23 protein-coding genes are annotated in these 19,619 nt (G+C 42.8%); 19 read left to right on the top strand and 4 right to left on the bottom strand.

Annotated elements, in window-relative coordinates; all coding sequences use genetic code 11:
* Positions 1-5 precede the first annotated feature (5 nt).
* The 3 genes from JIG37_RS02120 (at position 6) to JIG37_RS02110 (ending at position 3,390) form a co-directional block, all read left to right on the top strand.
* Positions 6-1,148 (top strand): methionine aminotransferase, encoded by a 1,143-nt coding sequence (locus JIG37_RS02120; RefSeq protein WP_199528599.1) that lies wholly within the window; start codon positions 6-8, stop codon positions 1,146-1,148.
* Positions 1,136-1,909 carry an amidohydrolase gene (locus tag JIG37_RS02115; protein ID WP_138599069.1) on the top strand — a complete coding sequence of 258 codons (774 nt, stop codon included), beginning with the start codon at positions 1,136-1,138 and terminating at the stop codon, positions 1,907-1,909. The genes JIG37_RS02120 and JIG37_RS02115 overlap by 13 nt, the downstream gene beginning before the upstream one ends.
* 65 nt (positions 1,910-1,974) lie before the next feature.
* Complete coding sequence (locus JIG37_RS02110; RefSeq protein WP_171041477.1) at positions 1,975-3,390, top strand: mannose-1-phosphate guanylyltransferase/mannose-6-phosphate isomerase; 1,416 nt, start codon at positions 1,975-1,977, stop codon at positions 3,388-3,390.
* A gap of 110 nt (positions 3,391-3,500) precedes the next feature.
* Here the strand turns inward: JIG37_RS02110 and JIG37_RS02105 are convergent, their stop codons facing one another.
* Entirely contained in the window at positions 3,501-4,532 is a 1,032-nt protein-coding gene (locus JIG37_RS02105; protein WP_054563925.1) for a hypothetical protein, read from the bottom strand.
* Between the two features lie 85 nt (positions 4,533-4,617).
* The gene (locus JIG37_RS02100; RefSeq protein ID WP_194442451.1) at positions 4,618-5,079 is read right to left on the bottom strand and encodes an EVE domain-containing protein; all 462 of its coding nucleotides are present in this window, start codon (positions 5,077-5,079) and stop codon (positions 4,618-4,620) included.
* A gap of 79 nt (positions 5,080-5,158) precedes the next feature.
* On the opposite strand from JIG37_RS02100, the gene tesB reads away from it, so the two are divergent.
* A complete protein-coding gene (tesB, locus tag JIG37_RS02095) occupies positions 5,159-6,016 on the top strand; it encodes an acyl-CoA thioesterase II (RefSeq protein WP_054552365.1) in 858 nt (285 codons plus the stop codon).
* Here the strand turns inward: tesB and plsB are convergent.
* On the bottom strand, positions 6,013-8,463 hold the full coding sequence (gene plsB, locus JIG37_RS02090; protein WP_199528597.1) for a glycerol-3-phosphate 1-O-acyltransferase PlsB: 2,451 nt from the start codon (positions 8,461-8,463) through the stop codon (positions 6,013-6,015). The two genes, tesB and plsB, sit on opposite strands and share 4 nt — an antisense overlap.
* Before the next feature lie 431 nt (positions 8,464-8,894).
* Here plsB and rpsJ point away from each other — a divergent pair, with 431 nt between their 5' ends.
* The 14 genes from rpsJ (at position 8,895) to JIG37_RS02020 (ending at position 15,741) form a co-directional block, all read left to right on the top strand.
* Positions 8,895-9,206: a 30S ribosomal protein S10 gene (rpsJ, locus tag JIG37_RS02085; RefSeq protein WP_002957900.1), complete on the top strand. Its 312-nt coding sequence runs from the start codon at positions 8,895-8,897 to the stop codon at positions 9,204-9,206.
* Between the two features lie 27 nt (positions 9,207-9,233).
* Positions 9,234-9,869: a 50S ribosomal protein L3 gene (gene rplC, locus JIG37_RS02080; protein WP_036974218.1), complete on the top strand. Its 636-nt coding sequence runs from the start codon at positions 9,234-9,236 to the stop codon at positions 9,867-9,869.
* A gap of 17 nt (positions 9,870-9,886) precedes the next feature.
* A complete protein-coding gene (gene rplD, locus JIG37_RS02075; protein ID WP_062568199.1) occupies positions 9,887-10,492 on the top strand; it encodes a 50S ribosomal protein L4 in 606 nt (201 codons plus the stop codon).
* Positions 10,489-10,791, top strand: coding sequence for a 50S ribosomal protein L23 (rplW, locus tag JIG37_RS02070; RefSeq protein ID WP_054552368.1), 303 nt, complete (start codon positions 10,489-10,491; stop codon positions 10,789-10,791). The genes rplD and rplW overlap by 4 nt, the downstream gene beginning before the upstream one ends.
* Positions 10,792-10,808: 17 nt before the next feature.
* Positions 10,809-11,633, top strand: coding sequence for a 50S ribosomal protein L2 (gene rplB / locus JIG37_RS02065; protein ID WP_054552369.1), 825 nt, complete (start codon positions 10,809-10,811; stop codon positions 11,631-11,633).
* A gap of 16 nt (positions 11,634-11,649) precedes the next feature.
* Complete coding sequence (gene rpsS, locus JIG37_RS02060; RefSeq protein ID WP_010376377.1) at positions 11,650-11,928, top strand: 30S ribosomal protein S19; 279 nt, start codon at positions 11,650-11,652, stop codon at positions 11,926-11,928.
* Positions 11,929-11,942: 14 nt separating this feature from the next.
* On the top strand, positions 11,943-12,275 hold the full coding sequence (gene rplV / locus JIG37_RS02055) for a 50S ribosomal protein L22 (protein ID WP_004588690.1): 333 nt from the start codon (positions 11,943-11,945) through the stop codon (positions 12,273-12,275).
* 11 nt (positions 12,276-12,286) lie between these two features.
* A complete protein-coding gene (rpsC, locus tag JIG37_RS02050) occupies positions 12,287-12,988 on the top strand; it encodes a 30S ribosomal protein S3 (RefSeq protein ID WP_054552370.1) in 702 nt (233 codons plus the stop codon).
* A 12-nt stretch (positions 12,989-13,000) separates the two neighbouring features.
* Positions 13,001-13,414 carry a 50S ribosomal protein L16 gene (gene rplP, locus JIG37_RS02045; RefSeq protein WP_036974208.1) on the top strand — a complete coding sequence of 138 codons (414 nt, stop codon included), beginning with the start codon at positions 13,001-13,003 and terminating at the stop codon, positions 13,412-13,414.
* Complete coding sequence (gene rpmC, locus JIG37_RS02040; RefSeq protein WP_054552371.1) at positions 13,414-13,605, top strand: 50S ribosomal protein L29; 192 nt, start codon at positions 13,414-13,416, stop codon at positions 13,603-13,605. The genes rplP and rpmC overlap by 1 nt, the downstream gene beginning before the upstream one ends.
* Positions 13,605-13,862: a 30S ribosomal protein S17 gene (gene rpsQ / locus JIG37_RS02035; protein WP_054552372.1), complete on the top strand. Its 258-nt coding sequence runs from the start codon at positions 13,605-13,607 to the stop codon at positions 13,860-13,862. Before rpmC ends, rpsQ begins: the two co-directional genes overlap by 1 nt.
* Positions 13,863-13,912: 50 nt before the next feature.
* Positions 13,913-14,722, top strand: coding sequence for a hypothetical protein (locus tag JIG37_RS02030; protein WP_199528595.1), 810 nt, complete (start codon positions 13,913-13,915; stop codon positions 14,720-14,722).
* Between the two features lie 65 nt (positions 14,723-14,787).
* Positions 14,788-15,078, top strand: a complete 291-nt coding sequence (locus JIG37_RS02025) for a hypothetical protein (protein WP_054552374.1) — start codon at positions 14,788-14,790, stop codon at positions 15,076-15,078.
* Positions 15,079-15,150: 72 nt separating this feature from the next.
* Complete coding sequence (locus tag JIG37_RS02020) at positions 15,151-15,741, top strand: hypothetical protein (RefSeq protein WP_199528593.1); 591 nt, start codon at positions 15,151-15,153, stop codon at positions 15,739-15,741.
* A 43-nt stretch (positions 15,742-15,784) separates the two neighbouring features.
* Here the strand turns inward: JIG37_RS02020 and JIG37_RS02015 are convergent, their stop codons facing one another.
* Positions 15,785-17,425, bottom strand: coding sequence for an endonuclease (locus JIG37_RS02015; RefSeq protein WP_199528591.1), 1,641 nt, complete (start codon positions 17,423-17,425; stop codon positions 15,785-15,787).
* A gap of 348 nt (positions 17,426-17,773) precedes the next feature.
* Here JIG37_RS02015 and JIG37_RS02010 point away from each other — a divergent pair, with 348 nt between their 5' ends.
* Positions 17,774-19,588 carry an assimilatory sulfite reductase (NADPH) flavoprotein subunit gene (locus tag JIG37_RS02010; protein WP_199528589.1) on the top strand — a complete coding sequence of 605 codons (1,815 nt, stop codon included), beginning with the start codon at positions 17,774-17,776 and terminating at the stop codon, positions 19,586-19,588.
* The last annotated feature ends 31 nt before the right edge of the window (positions 19,589-19,619 follow it).

The following is a 19,619-nucleotide window of genomic DNA, read 5'->3' as shown; positions in this document are numbered from 1 at the left end:
CCTCTGTGTTTGAAAGTAAATTGCCGAATTTAGGCACCAGTATTTTTAGTCAAATGACCGCTCTAGCAAATAAGCACCAAGCGCTTAATTTATCTCAGGGTTTTCCTGAATTTGATGCACCAGAATTACTAAAAAAACAGCTCAATCATTATGTACTTGAGGGAGCAAATCAATATGCGCCTTCAAGTGGGGTTGCAAAGCTACAGCAGCAAATAGCAGCTTTGATTGCTAGAAAATACCATAACAACATAAATTACGAGCAACAAGTTACCGTCACCTCAGGGGCAACAGAGGCATTATTCGTAGCAATTCAAGCGCTTGTTAAAGAGGGTGACGAAGTGGTGGTGTTTGACCCCGCTTATGACTCTTACCAGCCGGCAATTGAACTTGCAGGCGGTCGTTCAGTTCATGTTGCTTTGCATGCGCCAGACTACAAAATCGATTGGCAAGCCGTAGCTGATGTTATTACAGAAAAAACACGTGTCATCGTCATCAACACGCCACATAACCCAAGCGGTAAAATCTTTAAAACAGAAGATATTAACGCCCTTAAAGCGCTTGTTACTAAGCATGATTTATATGTAATTAGTGATGAAGTGTATGAGCACATTACCTTTGATGGTGCTTTGCATTTAAGTGCGCTGATCGACCCTGAGTTATTTGCACGCAGTTTTGTGATCTCAAGCTTTGGTAAAACCTTTCACAGCACCGGCTGGAAGATGGGTTACTGTGTAGCACCCGCTCAGCTCATGGTGGAGTTTCGTAAAATTCACCAATATGTGACCTTTTCAAGCTTTACGCCTGCTCAGCATGCATTAGCCGATATGCTTGAGTTAGAGCCTGAGCATGTTGATGAGCTAAGTCATTTTTATCAACAAAAACGCGACTTGCTCATCGAAGCGTTAGCGCAAAGCCGTTTTAAAATATTACCAAGTGAAGGTACCTACTTTTTACTACTCGATTACAGTGATGTGTCTGATCTTGATGATGTTGAGTTTTGCCATTGGTTGGTTGAGCAAGCGGGTGTTGCAGCTGTACCACTCAGTGTGTTTTATAACAGTGCAAGCAGCGACAAAGTGATTCGTTTATGTTTTGCTAAAAATGATGACACATTAAAATGTGCCGCGGAGATTTTATGCCAACTTTAACCTTAGCTTTAGTGCAGTCATCACTGCATTGGCTTGATAAAAGCGCTAACCTTGCGCACTTTACTGAGCAGCTTAACAGTTTAAACGAGCAAGTTGATTTAATTGTCTTGCCAGAAACATTTGCCACGGGTTTTGCGATTAATCTAGATTGCAGCGAACCAGAACAAGGCGAGGTACTTAGCTGGTTAAAAGCCACAGCTAAGCAAAAAAATGCTGTGGTTGCAGGCTCTGTTTTAGTTGCAAAAGACGACAAAAAGGCTAATCGCTTTTATTGGGTTTGGCCAAATGGCGAAGTGAAGTATTACGACAAACGCCATTTATTCTGTTTAGGTAACGAAGGCAATTTCGTCGCAGCAGGCGAGCATCGCGAGGTATTCGCTATCAATGATTTTCGCATTTTGCCGCAAGTGTGTTACGACTTACGCTTTCCTGTATTTCAGCGTAATTGCAACGACTACGATGTGATGATCAACGTAGCTAATTGGCCAGCAGCTCGTCGCCATGTCTGGGATACCCTGCTAAAAGCACGCGCAATGGAAAACCTGTGTTATGTCGTGGGTGTCAATCGCATTGGTGCTGATGGTAATAATGTTGCCCACAGTGGTGGAACTGCCGTTTATGATTTTAAAGGTGACACCTTGGCTAAGCTCGAAGATGGCCAATCGGGTATCATTATTCAGCGCTTAGAAAAATCACCGCTTGATGACTTTCGAAGAGCGTTTCCTGCTCACTTAGATGCTGATCAATTTCAGTTACTGTAATTGCTCGAAGCCGCATACTCAAAAATTTGTTAAACTCATGGTTGGATTATTTACTTTAAGCAATCATGAGTCGCAAAATCACCCCCGTTATTCTTGCTGGTGGCATAGGTTCTCGTTTATGGCCTTTGTCGCGTAAAGCGATGCCTAAGCAGTTTTTGTCTTTGCTTAGCGAAAAATCACTGTTACAGAGCACGCTTTTACGAGTGGCTGACTCACGATTTAATGCACCAATTCTAGTGTGCAATGAAGAGCATCGCTTTATCGCTAAAGCGCAAATTGCAGAAATCACAGATAGCTATACTTTATTGCTTGAACCTGAAGGTAAAAATACCGCCCCCGCGATTGCCCTAGCCGCTGAATTTGCACTGCAAAATGGTCTAACTGATCCCTTGTTGGTGATGCCTGCTGATCATCATATCAGTGATTTTGATAAACTTATTGCCTGCTTAGATAATGCGATAGCGCTTTGTCAGCAACAACAATTAGTAACCTTTGCCATTACTCCCACTGAGCCACATACCGGCTATGGTTATATTCGCCAAGGTGAACAGTTAGCTCATAAAGGCTGTTTTAAGGTGGCTGACTTCAAAGAAAAACCAGCTCTGCAATTAGCCGAAAAATACCTTGCCAGTGGTGAGTATGGCTGGAATAGTGGCATGTTTTTATTTTTGCCAGATGTGTACTTGAGTGAGCTTAATCGTTTTGCGCCAAAGATTGCTGACAGTGTCGCAAAAGCGGCTAGCTTCACCGCAGATTTAGGGTTTCAACGGCCTGTTGCGGGTGCGCTCACAGCATGCCCAAGTGATTCTATTGATTATGCTATTTTGGAGCGTAGCGCTAACGTTGCTGTTATACCTGTTGACTTAAATTGGAGCGATGTTGGCAGCTTTTCTGCATTATCGAAAATCGCAGAAAAAGACCATCATGGCAACTATTTAGCCTCACAAGGAGTGAGTTTAGATAGCGAAAATAATCTACTGATCAGCGAGGCTGACCACACTATTGCGGCGCTCGGCGTGAGTAATCAAGCAATTATACATACTCATGATGCCACCTTAGTGGCAGACAAAAGTGCGCTCGATAAGCTTCCTGATTTACTTAAACAGCTTGCTGTTGTTGATAGCGATAAACTAACCCACCATCAAGCCGTATTCAGACCTTGGGGCAACTATCGAACTTTAATTGAAAGCACTGGCTTTAAAGTAAAGAAAATAATCGTAAACAGCGGCGCAAAGCTCTCAACTCAACGCCATCAGCACCGTGCAGAACATTGGGTCGTCGTATTTGGAGTGGCAAGCGTGCGAGTAGGTGATGATGAATTTGAATTATCCGCCGACCAATCTTGTTACATCGCGGCTAAGCAGCTACACAGCCTTGCTAATCAACAATACACGCCACTAATCGTTATCGAAGTACAAACCGGAGCGATACTTGATGAAACTGACATCGAGCGATTTGATGATAGGTATGGGAGGGGATAGCTGGAAGCTTTAAGCTTATCGAAAAGGAGGCTTTTTAACAGAGCTTATTTGATTCATAAGTTGGATTTTTGCCGCTTACTGCTAATGCTTCTAAACTTACAGCTGCTGTATCACTTCAACTGTTTTAGTTTATGGTCTATCACAGGATCATCGGGTGAGAGTTGCTGAGCCACTTCTAAGACCTTAATTGCATCGTTTGGGTGCTCATCTTGATGTTTGATTGCAACATCAATCAGCGGTTGCACATCAATCGCATCTTTTTGCTCTTGCATGTGCTCGGCTTTTTCTTCAGCTAAAATTGTATGCGCGGTGCTTAGTAAGGCTAAACGATGTGGCGAACTCTTGTTTGCCTTATTTAGGCGACGATAATAGTCTTCTTTAAAGCGTAGCGTTTTGGTTTGCTGGCGGAATTGGGCGATATCAACTTGCTGGTGGCTTATAAAATCAACAGCAACATCTTTATAAAAGCCAAACTTATTTAAATATGTTGCATGAACACTATGGCCCATACCAAACACGCGTAAGTGGGTGAGTTGTGGGTAACGTTTAGCATGAGCTCGGTCGATACGATTAGTTGGGTCGTAAATAATATAACCCTTTGCATGGCCTAAATCTAAATCGTGGTAGTCACCGTTCCAATCGAATTTTTGCGCGATGTCAGTGCTTGAACGGTCATCCCATGGTGCTTTTTCTTTGTTTTTTGTGCTAACAGGGTGAAAGAGTAAAACTTTATCAAGCTTTAATAGATTGGCAAAGGCGCCAACGGCAAAGCCTCCTCGGCTCAAACCATAACCTAACCGCTCTTTGAATCCGCCAATCAGTGGTGCTAGCTGCTCAATGAAAAACAACAGATTGCGGTGCCTAAACCAGTTGCTAATGCCTAAATGTTGAAAGGCGATAATATTCACATCTTGCTTTTTCGCGAGCTTATAAGCCCAAGGCGAAAAATCATCATTAATATCATGTTCTTGATAATTTGTTCCAGCAGGAGAGAAGGTAATTAGCAGGGGCTTATTGGCATCAATGATATGGTATTTTACATAAACATCGCCGAGCAAATCACCGCCAGTCATAGGTACAAGGCTTTGTTGCTCATCGCGTGGGAGGTTGGTCCATTCCTCTAACCAATACAGTAATTTCATACATCCCCCTTAGTACCTCTAAAATAAAGGGGCGAAATTATAGCAAAAATAGCAGCTCATTAAAAATGGCCGCTACTTTATATGCTTAGCCCTCGCTCATTGCGATGATCTGTTGCCAGTCATGTTCAGTTACAGGCATTACTGACAAACGGCCGCCTTTTTTAAGAGCGATTTCGGTAATTGACTCATTGGCTTTAATCGCCTGCAGGCTAACTAGCTTTTTAAGGTGTGCTTGATATTGCACATCGACCACAAACCAGCGCGGGTTATCAGCAGTTGCTTTAGCATCGTAGTAATCGCTATTTAAATCAAACTGTGTTGGGTCGGCATAAGCTTCGCGAGTCACCGTAGCGATACCTGCAACACCCACCTGTTTACAACTTGAATGATAAATCATTACCAAGTCACCGTGCTTGATACCATCGCGAAGAAAGTTGCGGGCTTGATAATTACGCACGCCATCCCACATAGAGGTTTGCTCAGGTGCGTTTTTTAGATCATCAATTGAAAATGCATCGGGTTCGGTTTTAAAAAGCCAATAAGCCATAATGAGGTGCTCTTACAAAGATTTACTTCCAATTAGTCTATAGTATCATTAAACGCTTGTCGGGATTGAGGATAAATAAATGAGCCAAGTATTAGATGACCTACTGTCATTAATGTCGTTAGAAGAGATTGAGCAAGGCTTGTATCGCGGGCAAAGCCAAGATTTAGGATTTAGAGCTGTATTCGGTGGCCAAGTAATGGGCCAAGCTCTATCTGCTGCAAAAGAAACGTTACCACAAGGACGCATTGTTCACTCTTTACACTCATACTTTTTGCGCCCAGGTGATGCTGCAAAGCCGATTGTCTATGATGTAGAGAATATACGTGATGGTAAAAGTTTTAGTACTCGCCGTGTAAAAGCAATTCAATATGGTAAGCCGATTTTTTACATGACCGCTTCTTTCCAAGGTGAAGAAGAGGGCTTATCACATCAAGCGCAGATGCCTGATGTACCACAGCCTGAAGAATTAAAGTCATCGCTTGAATTTTACCAAGCAAATGCAGAGCTTATTCCTGAACCAATTCGAAATAAGTTCATCCGAGAAGTACCAATTGAAATGCGCCCTGTGACTTTTCATAACCCATTCAAACCACAAGTGATGGAGCCAGTTAAGCATATTTGGTTTAAAGCTAATGGTGAGATGCCTGACGATCAGCGCATTCATAATTACTTACTTGCGTATGCATCTGACTTTGAATTTTTACCAACTGCATTACAGCCGCACGGCGTATCGTTTATGCAGCCGAATATGCAGGTCGCGACGATTGACCATGCGATGTGGTTTCACCGCCCGTTTAGACTAGACGATTGGATTTTATATTCGATTGATAGCCCAAGTGCGAGCTCTGGCCGTGGTTTGGTGCGAGGTCAGTTCTTTGACCGTCAAGGCAATTTGGTTGCCTCAACGATCCAAGAAGGGGTTATGCGTCAGCGTTAATCTTTTACGTGCTGAGCTTGGCTTTGCACTATATCGTCAATTGACTGCCAGACCCGTGCTGGCAGCAATGCTTTAAGATATAAATACACTTCACACAGCTCATTGCTACCCGTTAAGCCTTGCTCTGTTTCGGTAATTAGCTTTTGCTCTCGCAAGCTTGAAATAAAACCAATAAGTACTTTTTTGTCGAAGAACTCTGGGGTTTTAATGCCGTGCAAGGTGCCTAAGCGCTCTGCTAACACCTGGCTTTCATGTTCAAGTTCTTCACGCTCAATACCACTGCTAGTTTGAATAAAGCCAACCACGATAGCGTAGCGTTGCAGTGTTAAACTTAGGGCACGACCGAGCATTTCGAGTTTCGCTAAGCAGTCGTTGCTGTTAGTGATCTTGATATTATCGCCATCAATTTCAATCAGGTCTTGATCAACGAAGCTTGCAAGTACGCGAGTAATGTAGTTTTCATCTAGCTCGTGTAAGAACCACTCTTTGGCAAACAGTGGGTAAAAACGTGCAATTAAGGCTTGGCAATCAGCCATGGTAGTTTGATGTGCTTTGAATAAATGCAGCGCCAATAAGCTCGGTACTGCAAATAAGTGCAACACGTTATTACGGTAGTAGTTGAACAGTGTTTTTTCTTTATCGTTAATTGCGATAATTTCGCCAAACTCGTCACTGATCACATCAAACTTATTAAGTTTAAGTGCATGCTCTAATAGCTGCTCGGCGCTTTCGTCTGGCGTGGTCACCTTTTCGCTGTAGCTTGCGCTACGTTGTAAATGTAAATAAAACTCAAGCTGAGCAATCAGCTTAGGTTTACTTAGCGCGTGTTTATCATTTACCAGTAATATCATCGCAAGTAGATTCACTGCATTGAGTGCAGCGGCGCTATTAATATTAACCATTACCTTATCAGCGAGGTTAGCGACTTGTGGTCCAAGCCATTGTGGTTTCTGAACATCAGTTGGGTGAATCGACTCTCGCCAATCAGGTTGTTGATCACTGAGATATTGGTTTATCGATATAGGGTCGCCAAAGTTTAAATAACCACGACCATAGTTTTTAAGGTTTTTAATTGCCTTAAAGATACCTAATACCGACTCACCTTTTTTATCGTTACCGGCAAGCTCTTTTAAGTAAGTATTAATTTCCATTACGTGCTCATAACCAATGTATACAGGCACAATTGAAATAGGGCGGTCTATGCCACGTAACATGGCTTGTAATGTCATGGCGAGCATACCTGTTTTTGGCGGTAATAAGCGACCAGTACGGCTACGACCACCTTCAGTGTAAAACTTTACTGAATAGCCTTTGATAAATAACTGGCTCAGGTACTCTTTAAATACTGACGAATACAATTTATTGCCCGCGAATGATCGGCGAATAAAGAAAGCACCACTGCGACGGAAAATTCCCCCTGCCGGGAAGAAATTTAAGTTGATACCGGCAGCGATATGCGGCGGAACTAAGCCTAAGTGGTAAATAGAATAGGTCAGCAATAAGTAATCCATATGCGAACGGTGACATGGCATATAGATAATCTCGTGGCCTTTATCTGTAAGCTCATGTACCTGTTCAGAAAACTTAATATCAATCCCGTTATAAAGCTTATTCCACAGCCAAGTTAAAATACGGTCTGCAACACGAATGGTGGCATCGCTATAATTGGCGGCAATCTCATCAAGTAGCTTTAGCGCATTTTGGCGAGCTTGCTCTTGGCTGATGTTTTTTTCTTTCGCTTCTATTTGAATTGCTTTTTTTATTGTTGGTGAGGCAAGTAGCGAATTAAATAGCTGCTCACGTGATGGCATTTTCGGGCCTGTCGCTGCCAATTTTTGGCGACGAAAGTGCACGCGGGCTACTCGTAAAAGCTTATGTGGTAGTTCATCAACCTCTGCTTTTTCATTGACCAATAAAGATAAATCTAGTGGCTGACTAAAGCGAATAAAGTTATCGCGCCCAGAAAATAGCAACACAAAGAACTTACGAAACCAGCTGGGTGTTAATGAATGAGACACCAAAGTACCTAAACCTGGCTTTTCTTTGCCTGGGTTTCGGCCCCATAAAATAGTCACCGGGATCACTTGGACGTTTTTCTCACCTGATTGCATCAGGTGGTCAATAATTTGTTTGCCTTGCTGCAGGGCATTGCTTGGTTTGCTTTTATTACCAAATAGCGGTGGTGGGTTTTGAATACCGATAAAGCGATCAAGTTCTGCATTACCTAATAACTGCTCTTCGGTCGGATTAGGTAAGCCGTATTTTTTACATACCCGCGCCAGTGCTGCTAAATCAGAGCGTGCATTTAGCCTAACAATGTAGAAAGTAGGGTTGGCTGGGTTTAGATTGTATTGTTCAATCGGATTTTCTGGCAGCACCTTACTTTTTACAAACAAGCGGTTCATACCGGCAGAAATGAAATTTAAACAACGATTAATGATACGCATCAACTCACCAAAGTTATTAGTAGATATTAAATAGACCGAGTGTGGTCAAAAATAAGCGGCATAGAATAACAATTATTAACTGGACTGACCATTTAAAAGCGATTTTCTAGCCTCTTTACTCGCACAAGTATAATTTAAAGACGCTAATGTTATTGATAAAGTTCGAAAATTAAACAAAATTTAATTTAGACCTTTGAGATTTTCAAAATAGTTGTTGCATTTATCACCAATCTATCTATAATACGCAGGCTTTCAAAATTCCCTCGGGAACTTGGAAGGAAAGATTAAGCTTGGATTTCAAGCTAATAAACAGGAATTCCGATTTGGAATTCAACGTAGATATAAGAAAGCAGCCGACATCTTAGTTATTAAGATTGTTTCGGTCGTTTTTTTATGCTCTTTTTAAATGCTCTTTATATTGAGGTTTAAGAATGTCAAATCAACGCATTCGTATTCGCCTAAAAGCTTTTGACCACCGTTTGATTGACCAATCAACGGCGGAAATCGTGGAAACTGCGAAACGCACTGGCGCACAAGTACGTGGTCCAATCCCACTACCTACACGCTTTGAACGTTTTACTGTACTAACTTCACCGCACGTTAACAAAGACGCGCGTGATCAGTACGAAATCCGCACCCATAAACGTCTGATCGACATCGTAGAACCAACTGACAAGACTGTTGACGCTCTTATGCGTTTAGATCTTGCTGCTGGTGTTGATGTTCAAATCAGCCTGGGTTAATCGGAAGATTAGAGAGGTTTTAGGAAAATGGCATTAGGTCTAGTCGGTCGTAAAGTGGGTATGACACGTATCTTCACTGAAGATGGTGTATCTATCCCTGTGACAGTTATCGAAGCGACACCTAACCGCATTGCTCAGATCAAATCTGAAGCAACTGACGGTTATAACGCGCTTCAAGTAACCGCAGGCACTAAAAAAGCAAGCCGTGTAAACAAAGCAGCAGCGGGTCACTTCGCTAAAGCTGGTGTTGAAGCGGGTCGCGGTCTGTGGGAATTCCGCCTAAATGGTGGTGAAGGCGATTTTGAAGTAGGCGCTGAGCTTACTGTTGAATTATTCAACGAAATCAACAAAGTTGACGTAACCGGTACTTCTAAAGGTAAAGGTTTCCAAGGTGGTGTTAAGCGCTGGAACTTCAGCATGCAAGACGCTACTCACGGTAACTCTCTATCTCACCGTGCTCCTGGTTCAATCGGTCAAAACCAATCACCTGGTAAGGTGTTTAAAGGTAAGAAAATGGCCGGTCACATGGGTGCTGAGCGTGTAACGACTCAAAACTTAGAACTAGTTCGCGTTGACGCTGAGCGTAACTTGCTTTTAGTTAAAGGTGCAGTACCTGGCGCTATCGGCGGTGACGTTATCGTTAAACCAGCTGTTAAAGCATAAGTCCTGGAGATTTAGTGATGGAATTAGCAATTAAAGACGCTTCTGGCGCTCTTGAAGTTTCTGAAGCTACTTTTGGACGTGAGTTTAACGAAGCATTAGTACACCAAGTAGTTGTTGCTTACGCAGCAGGTGCTCGTCAAGGTACTCGTGCTCAGAAGACACGTTCTGAAGTTAGCGGTGGTGGTAAAAAACCATGGTCTCAAAAAGGTACTGGCCGTGCACGTGCTGGTACAATTCGTAGCCCAATTTGGCGTTCAGGTGGCGTTAGCTTCGCAGCTAAACCACAAGATCACAGCCAAAAAGTAAACCGTAAAATGTACCGCGGTGCGATCAAAAGCATCTTATCTGAATTAGTTCGTCAAGAGCGTTTAATCGTTGTTGAGCAGTTTGGTCTTGAAGCACCAAAAACTAAAGAACTAGTTGCTAAGCTTAAAGAACTTGAGCTTAAAGATGTTCTAATCGTGACTGAAGAAGTAGATGAGAATCTTTTCTTATCGGCACGTAACCTATACAAGGTTGACACGCGTGATGTAGCTGGTATCGATCCTGTAAGCCTAATCGCTTTCGATAAGGTACTTATTACAGCTGCTGCTGTTAAGCAACTTGAGGAGGCGCTAGCATGATCCGTGAAGAACGTCTTTTAAAAGTGATCCTTGCTCCACACATCTCTGAGAAAAGCACTATCGCTGCTGAAGAGAACAACACGATTGTTTTCAAAGTAGCTTCTGATGCAACTAAAGCTGAAATCAAAGCTGCAGCAGAAAAGCTTTTTGAAGTAGAAGTAACTGGTGTTCGCACACTAAACGTTAAGGGTAAAACAAAACGTACTGGCATGCGTTTCGGTCGTCGTTCAGACTGGAAGAAAGCTTACGTTACTCTTAAAGAAGGTAGCGAGCTAGACTTTGTCGGCGGCGCCGAGTAATAAGGGGAGTTAGAATTATGGCACTTCAAAAGTGTAAACCAACTTCTGCGGGTCGTCGTCACCTGGTTAAAGTGGTTAACCCAGATCTACATAAGGGTAAACCTTACGCACCACTACTAGAGAAAAACTCTAAGTCTGGTGGTCGTAATAACAAAGGTCGTATCACGGTTCGTCACATCGGTGGTGGTCATAAGCATCATTACCGTGTAATCGACTTTAAACGCACTAAAGATGGCATTCCAGCTGTTGTTGAGCGTCTAGAGTATGATCCAAACCGTAGCGCAAACATCGCTCTTGTATTATATGCAGACGGTGAGCGTCGTTACATTATTGCACCTAAAGGCTTAAAAGCTGGTGATTCAATCCAATCTGGTATTGATGCACCAATCAAAGCTGGTAACACGTTACCAATGCGTAACATGCCTGTAGGTTCGACTGTTCACAACGTAGAATTAAAACCAGGTAAAGGCGCGCAAATCGCACGTTCTGCTGGTGCATACGTTCAAATCCTTGCTCGTGAAGGTCAATACGTAACTCTACGTCTTCGTTCTGGCGAAGTTCGTAAAGTTCCAGCTGACTGTCGCGCAACACTTGGTGAAGTAGGCAATGCTGAGCATATGCTTCGTTCACTAGGTAAAGCTGGTGCAAATCGCTGGCGTGGTATCCGTCCGACAGTTCGTGGTGTTGCCATGAACCCGGTAGATCACCCGCACGGTGGTGGTGAAGGTCGTACATCTGGTGGTCGTCATCCTGTGTCTCCATGGGGTAAACCGACTAAAGGTGCTAAGACACGTAAGAACAAGCGTACTGATAAATTTATCGTACGTCGTCGTACTAAATAATAGTTGAGGAATAGCCATGCCACGTTCTCTCAAGAAAGGTCCTTTTATTGACCTACACTTGCTGAAGAAGGTAGAGAAAGCGTTGGAAAGCGGTGACAAGAAGCCAATTAAAACTTGGAGCCGTCGTTCAATGATCATACCTAACATGATCGGATTGACCATCGCTGTCCATAATGGTCGTCAGCACGTTCCTGTGTTCATCACAGACGAAATGATCGGTCACAAACTAGGTGAATTTGCACCAACTCGTACTTACCGCGGTCACGCTGCGGATAAGAAAGCGAAGAAACGTTAAGAGGGGAATGATAAATGCAAGCATTAGCTAAACATAAATTCGCCTCTGGTTCGGCGCAAAAAGCACGTCTAGTTGCAGATCAGATCCGCGGACTTCCGGTTGATCGCGCTCTAGAAATCCTGGCGTACAGCCCTAAAAAAGCGGCTGTATTAGTTAAAAAAGTACTTGAGTCTGCTATTGCTAACGCAGAGCATAACGAAGGTGCTGACATTGATGAGCTTCGTGTAACTACGATCTTTGTGGACGATGGTCCAACAATGAAGCGTATTATGCCACGTGCTAAAGGACGCGCAGACCGCATCCTTAAGCGTACAAGCCACATCACTGTTGTGGTTTCAGATAGCTAGGAGTATAAGTAATGGGACAAAAAGTTCATCCTACTGGTATTCGCCTAGGTATCTCTAAACCTTGGGTTTCTACCTGGTACGCGAATTCAAAAGATTTCTCTGATCAGCTTTTTGGCGATCACAAAGTACGTACTTTCCTTACTAAGGAATTAAAAGCGGCTTCTGTGTCTAAAATCGTTATCGAGCGTCCAGCTAAATCTATCCGTGTAACAATTCACACAGCTCGTCCTGGTGTTGTTATCGGTAAAAAAGGCGAAGACGTTGAAAAACTACGTCAAGCAGTAACTAAGATTGCAGGTGTTCCGGCTCAGATTAATATCGCTGAAGTTCGTAAGCCTGAACTTGATGCACAACTAGTAGCTGACGGTATTGCGTCACAGCTAGAGCGTCGTGTTATGTTCCGTCGCGCTATGAAGCGTTCGGTACAAAATGCAATGCGCATTGGTGCAAAGGGTATCAAAGTTGAAGTTAGCGGTCGTCTTGGCGGTGCTGAGATCGCACGTTCAGAATGGTATCGTGAAGGTCGTGTACCTCTACATACTCTTCGTGCTGATATCGACTACGCAACTTCTGAAGCCTTAACCACTTATGGTATCATTGGTGTTAAAGTTTGGATCTTCAAAGGCGAAGTTATTGGTGGTTTACCACTAGTACAAGAGCAAGAGAAGCCAGCTAAACGCGCGCCAAAGAAAGCCAAAAAAAGTGCTAAGTAGAGGTAGCGAGTAATGTTACAGCCAAAACGTACAAAATTCCGTAAAATGCACAAAGGCCGCAACCGCGGTTTAGCGCAAAACGGTAACAAAGTAAGCTTCGGTACTTTCGGTTTGAAAGCTACTGGCCGTGGCCGTATGACTGCTCGTCAAATCGAAGCAGCTCGTCGTGCTATGACACGTCACGTAAAGCGTCAAGGTAAAATCTGGATTCGTGTATTCCCAGATAAGCCAATTACGAACAAACCATTAGAAGTTCGTATGGGTAAAGGTAAAGGTTCTGTTGAATATTGGGTTGCTGAAATTCAACCTGGTAAAGTACTTTACGAAATGGAAGGTGTTTCTGAAGAGCTTGCTCGTGAAGCATTTAACCTTGCAGCGCGTAAATTACCATTCACAACAACTTTCGTAACTCGGACGGTGATGTAATGAAAGCTAGCGAACTAAAAGACAAAAGCGTAGAAGAGCTAAATGCTGAACTTCTAGGACTTCTTCGTGAGCAGTTCAACCTGCGCATGCAAGCAAGCACTGGTCAGTTAGCTCAGACACACACGCTAAGAACAGTACGTCGCGATATCGCGCGTGTAAAAACAGTTATTAACCAGAAGGCAGGTCAATAATGAGCGATAAAATCCGTACTCTTCAAGGCCGTGTAATCAGCGACAAGATGGATAAATCTTTCACTGTTGCTATCGCACGTTACGTGAAGCATCCAGTATATGGAAAATTCATCAAACGTACGACTAAACTACACGTACATGACGAAAACAACACAGCTCAAACTGGTGACGTAGTTACTATTTCTGAGTGTGCTCCTATTTCTAAGACTAAGTCTTGGACTTTAGTAGACGTTGTTGAGCGTCCAAAGAAAGCTTAATTTTTAATTAAGTTTCCTTACTAAAAAGCCCCGGCATCTGCTGGGGCTTTTTGTTTTTAAAATACCGCTTACCGCCATTTTCTGATGAACTATTTCACTCATCTGGCACTCTTAAAAATAAAAAGCGAGGCGCTTGGGTGTTAAAAGGGAATTACAAAGCATGGATCATCTCGATATCGCTACATACTGTGCTTTTGTTGTTACTAGCTCGATATGGCAAGTTTGTGAAGCTTCCCGCCGTCACAGAACCGCCCAAGGTAATCAACGCGTATGTGAGTGTCGATTTAACAAAGCTACCAAGTTTGCAGAAGACTCAAGACAAACCTTTATCGGATCAGCCGCCAGAAATAGTTGATGAAGCGAAGGCTTTGCCGCTAAGAGAGGAAACCCCTCATAGCAGTCCTAAGCAGAAAAGAGATGCTAAGGTTGTTGAATACTCAGTTAGTGAATCCCAAGAAGTGACAACTGAGGTCGCAAAGCCTGATCAGGCACCTGAACACTCAAAAATAACCGAAGTACCCTTTAAAAAGCTCAACCCGTATGCGCCAATTCCAGAACTTAAGTTTGAAAATGACTCTTCTAATGCATCGCTATTTGGTCAGGTGAACGCCGCAAATAGTAATTCTTCTGTAGGCAGGATATCTGTACCTGTGCAATTAACAGTATCAGATAAGGCAAAAGTCGTTTGGCAGAGTGGTGATGGCAGCAAGCGCATCGAGGTGCTAAATGGTATGTGTTATGGCATCGATTTTAATTCAGTGTTTGGTAAATCTGGAGTGCCAAGCGGTTCGCCCAGACCTTGTGAAGACAAGGATGCTAAATTATTTAAAGAAATAATGAATAAGTGGAGTAAAAACTAATAAAAAAACACTTTACCTCAACTTAACTTGAGCTTTTAAAGTGGCGTTTTTAAAAGGGCGCTACAATGAATCCATTAGAAAACTATCTATTAAGCTTGCAGATTAATACTTATAAAACTTCAATTTATCAAGTTATTGAAATACAAACGCGTATTTGGCAATCACTCCAATCAGGCTCTAGCTATGCACTGGCCATGCTGGAGGTATTAGAAGTAGTAAACCATTCAAAACAACAGCAGCATCAAGCACTGTTAAAGCAGGTGTTACAGCTTCTTGGCTATAGTGCCCAATCTCAAGTCGGTAATAATTTACTTGTTGCGCATAAGCGCTTTTCACATTCGTTAGAATTATTATGAGCTGTCATTATTAGGTCACAAAGGTTGGGTGAAATAATACTGTTTTAAGGATTGAAACGGAGTTTCTGCATCATGAATGAGCAGCCAGAGATAATTATTATAGGTAATGGCCCAATAAATACCGAGCTTGCTAAGCTGATTGATTGTTGCCCTCGTGTCGTTCGTTTTAACCGCTGTGCAGCAATGCCTACGCACCTAGGTAGGCGATGCACTGATCTATGGCTACTGGGCCGAGGAAGGCAGGCGCAAAGCTTACTTACTGATCCGCTTGTGATGCCGCTTGAAGGGATAAGTAAAGTTGTCGTCACTGATCCTGCGCCAAATTTACTTATGCAGCACATATTCAAACTGATCCGCCGTCAAAGCCGGCTTGACCATGGTGACGCTTTGTTTAATAAATATGGCAAAGGATTACAGCAAGAAAGGTTAACCCAGCAATTTCGCCAATCAGTCCTTGAGTATCTTTTAACGTTAGGGCCAACAATACATAAGCCATATTGCCCAAGTTCAGGAACTTTAGCGATTGTTCACTACCTTAAATTGTTTTCAAAAGTGCATATAGCAGGTTTTGGTTTTCAGGGCTGGAAGCGTCATCCGTGGCATTTAGAAAAACGCTATGTATCAGAGTTAATTCACGAAAACAAAGTCATTATGCTTGACTGAAAAAAGGCACTTAGCCGAAACTAAGCGCCTTGGCTTAACGAAGTTACCAAATCATTTCTACAAATTCTGGGTGATCCACAAATGGGTTGCGGTTACCTTGATGTTCATAAGCGGCTTGGTTACGGTCAAGCTCTAATTGGCTAACGGGATCCTCGTTATGCCACTTTAATAACATAGTAACGACCCAGCTCTCAAAGACCTGATTAGATGAACCATTCAGTACAGCGTTACTGTAGGTTGTGTTGTTTTGCCATGAGCCAATCACGTTTTCATAGCGTGTTGCCATATAGAAGTACGCTCTTGCAAAGTCACCTTTAAATTCATCAATTGGTTCAAAAACCGTTCCTGAGTAATTTAATGAGCTGGCTGCACTACCTACTTTGCTGCCGTTACTAGAAGTATAGTTTGCACTAGCTACTTCACCAAATGGGTAGTTACTGCGTTTTGAATTGACATAACCGTCAGTGGCAAAAATATGATGTACGTCTGAATTCATAGGCTCAATTGTTCCACCAAACCAACTTTTCGGGAAAGAATGCTCACGGTTGTAGCAGTCTGCTTCGCTGTTGTATGTCCCACATTGGTCGCTCACAGCAACATAGTTGTAGCTGTCTTGGCCTGCAGGGTTTTCTGAATAACGATCTAAAATAGAGTTGTCGTTTTCAAAATACTTATCGCGTGAAGCAACATCGTAAAAGCTCCAAATCGCAGAATAGCCTTGTGAGTTGTGATCTTTAATGATGTTGTATAACTCTGTTTTTAGTGCATAACCACTAAGGCCTTGCGTTGTAACATAGTATCCCGATGGCTCTGTTGGGGTTGTACCACCACCGTCACCGCCGCCTGAGCTATCGCCTAGGCTAAACGGCGTTGCTTCTGAGCTTTGGAAGCTTGCACCACTGGCAAGTACTGTTTGACCTAATGAAAGGCTGTAACTGCCATTGCCGAATGAGCAGCATATGCCATCACCATAACTATCAAAAATAGTAAAGCTATAGTCACCATCCGTTAAACATGCTTGCTCACTGTACTGAGTATTTGCTGCATAGCTGCCGCCTGATGCTACTGCACTACCTTGGCTATTGGTGATTTGCCAGCTGGTTTCTTCTCCATAGTTATCGGTAGTGAGGGTTAAAGACACTTGGTTATAGGCGCAGCTGCCCGAAGGTGGTGGGGTTGCGCCAGTGCTTGGTGCAAAGTTATCTACATAAACTACTTCGCTGCCATCAAAACCAGTTACGTCGTAAAAGCGCAGGCCAATATTAATTGATGTGGTAGCAGAGGCTGTGTACTGATAACTGATTTGTTGCCATTGATTAGTTAATGCTGAATTAGAATAGCCTTGATAGCCATCAACCACTAAGCGAGCTTTTACGCCGCCTTCTGTATGGTAAACCCAAGCTGAAAACTCATAAGTTTCACCCGCCACTACATCAACTAGCTGCTGTAAATCGGTATTACTTTGCGTGCCAGTATTAACCACGACTTGCGCTGAGTAATTACCTGAGTAAACCACATTACTATTAGCGCTAAGGCTAATACCGCTATCTATGGTGCTCCAGCTTGCAGGGGTGTTTGCTGACCAGCTTTCGAAGCTGGCGTTATTAACATTTGCCAATGCTGAACTCGCTAGGCACAGTAAGCCACTGGCTAGCATATATTTTTTACATGTCCCGTGTGACATTGTATTTTCCTTTTTTATATTTTAATAGTTTTTGCTGTTCTTAAAATGAACACAGCGAGTATAGGCTAATTGGCTTATGTTGCAATAATGTTAATTAATAAAAGTTTCTTATTTGGGAATTTTTGCTTTTAACATGTTTTTTTTGGATAAATACTAAATTAATAACTAAATGGAATATCAAAGCAGATTCTATTCTTTTTTAATCGCCTCAGACCTCGTTATTCTTCACGCTCAGATAAACCTTTAAAGCGTTTTTATTAGGTCTTTAAAGTCGAAAAAATTGTTCGCGAAATGACGGTAGCAAGTTCGTTTCGCAGTTAACTTTTCAGGGTTACGAGGAATAAATTCATGTTGTTAAGTCAACTAAATGCAGCGGCGAGCCCGCTATCGCAAGAGCAAGTACAAAAGCTGCAAGGCTTAGTGGCTGAACTTAATCCAATTCAGCAAGCGTGGGTAAGTGGTTACTTAGCTGCAAATGCCAACGCAGGTGCATTAACCGGTGGTGTTGCAGCCGCTCCAGATTCAGGTGATGCGGCCCCGCTAACTATTTTATACGGCTCTCAAACGGGTAACGCAAAAGGCGTGGCAAGTAAGTTAAAAGAGCAAGCAGAGTCGCGCGGTCTAACGGTTAAGTTAGTAAACATGGCTGACTACAAACCAACTGCCCTGAAAAAAGAAAAGTTCATCACGGTTGTTGTTTCAACTTATGGTGAGGGTGAACCACCAGAAGACGCTGAAAGTCTGCATGAATTCTTAACGACTAAAAAAGCACCAAAACTAGATGGTGTTAAAGTGGCTGTGATCGGCTTAGGTGATTCAAGCTACGAGTTCTTCTGCCAAACAGCAAAAGATTTTGAAGAGCGTTTTAACAAGCTTGGCGCAGAAACTATTTTCCAGCGTGCTGACTTAGATGTTGATTACGATGATGAAGCTGCTAAGTGGATTGACGGTGCACTTGATGCGTTTGAACCTGATCTTAAAGCGCAGCAGCAAGCAAGTGGTGGTCAAGTTGTGGCGATGCCATTTGGTGCAGCGGCACCAGCAGCAAGCCAATACACCAAGCAAAACCCATTTGCTGCAGAGCTAAGCGTTGTGCAAAAAATTACCGGTCGTGATTCAACCAAAGATGTGCGTCATGTTGAAATTTCATTAGAAGGTTCAGACATCACCTATACACCGGGTGATTCGCTAGGCGTTTACTTCTTAAATGACGAAGCGCTTGTTGATGAAGTACTTACGCTTACACAAATCGATGCATCTAGTACGGTTGAACTCGGCGACGAAGAACTAAGTATTCGTGATGCGTTAATCGAAAAATTAGAACTAACTCAGTCATACCCAGGCTTTGTTGAAAAATATGCAACAGCAACGGGCAACCCTGATTTATTAAAGTTAGTTGAAGATAAAGCGGCAATGCGTGAGTACATTGAGCCTCGCCAAATCTTCGATATTATTCGTCAAAACCCAGCTCAGCTTGAAGCACAAACCTTAGTAGACTGCTTACGTAAACTACAAGCACGTTTATATTCGATTGCATCTAGCCAAGCAGAAGTTGAAGAAGAAGTTCACTTAACGGTGGGTCTGGTTGAGTTTGATGCATTCGGCAGCGAGCACTTAGGTGGTTGTTCTGGCTATTTAGCACGTCGTGCTGAGGAAGGCTGCAAAGTAAAAGTATTCAGCGAGCATAACGATAACTTCCGTTTACCGGCTAATGATGAAACGCCAATTATCATGGTAGGTCCGGGTACGGGTATTGCACCTTTCCGTGCGTTTTTACAAGAGCGTGATGCCCGTGAAGCAAGCGGTAAAAACTGGTTATTCTTTGGTAACCCACACTTTACCCAAGACTTTTTATATCAAGTAGAAATTCAAAGTTACTTGAAGTCAGGTTTATTGACTAAAGTGGATGTGGCGTTTAGCCGTGACCAAGCGGAAAAAGTATATGTTCAAGACAAACTTCGTAAAAACAGCCAAGAAGTATTTGCTTGGTTAGAAGCGGGTGCTCATTTCTATATCTGTGGTGATGCAAACCGTATGGCGAAAGATGTTCATCAGGCGCTTGTAGACATTATCAAAGAAAATAGCGGCAAAGATGATGAACAAGCTGAGCAATACTTAAAAGATTTACGTAGCGCAAATCGCTATCAGAAAGACGTGTACTAATCACGTTAAAAGCTAACAGCCGTCACTGTAA

Source organism: Pseudoalteromonas sp. bablab_jr010, from assembly GCF_016464105.1.
GTDB lineage: Bacteria > Pseudomonadota > Gammaproteobacteria > Enterobacterales > Alteromonadaceae > Pseudoalteromonas > Pseudoalteromonas simplex.
Note: the sequence above shows the minus strand (reverse complement) of the source record. Positions and strands in the feature narration are given on the sequence as shown.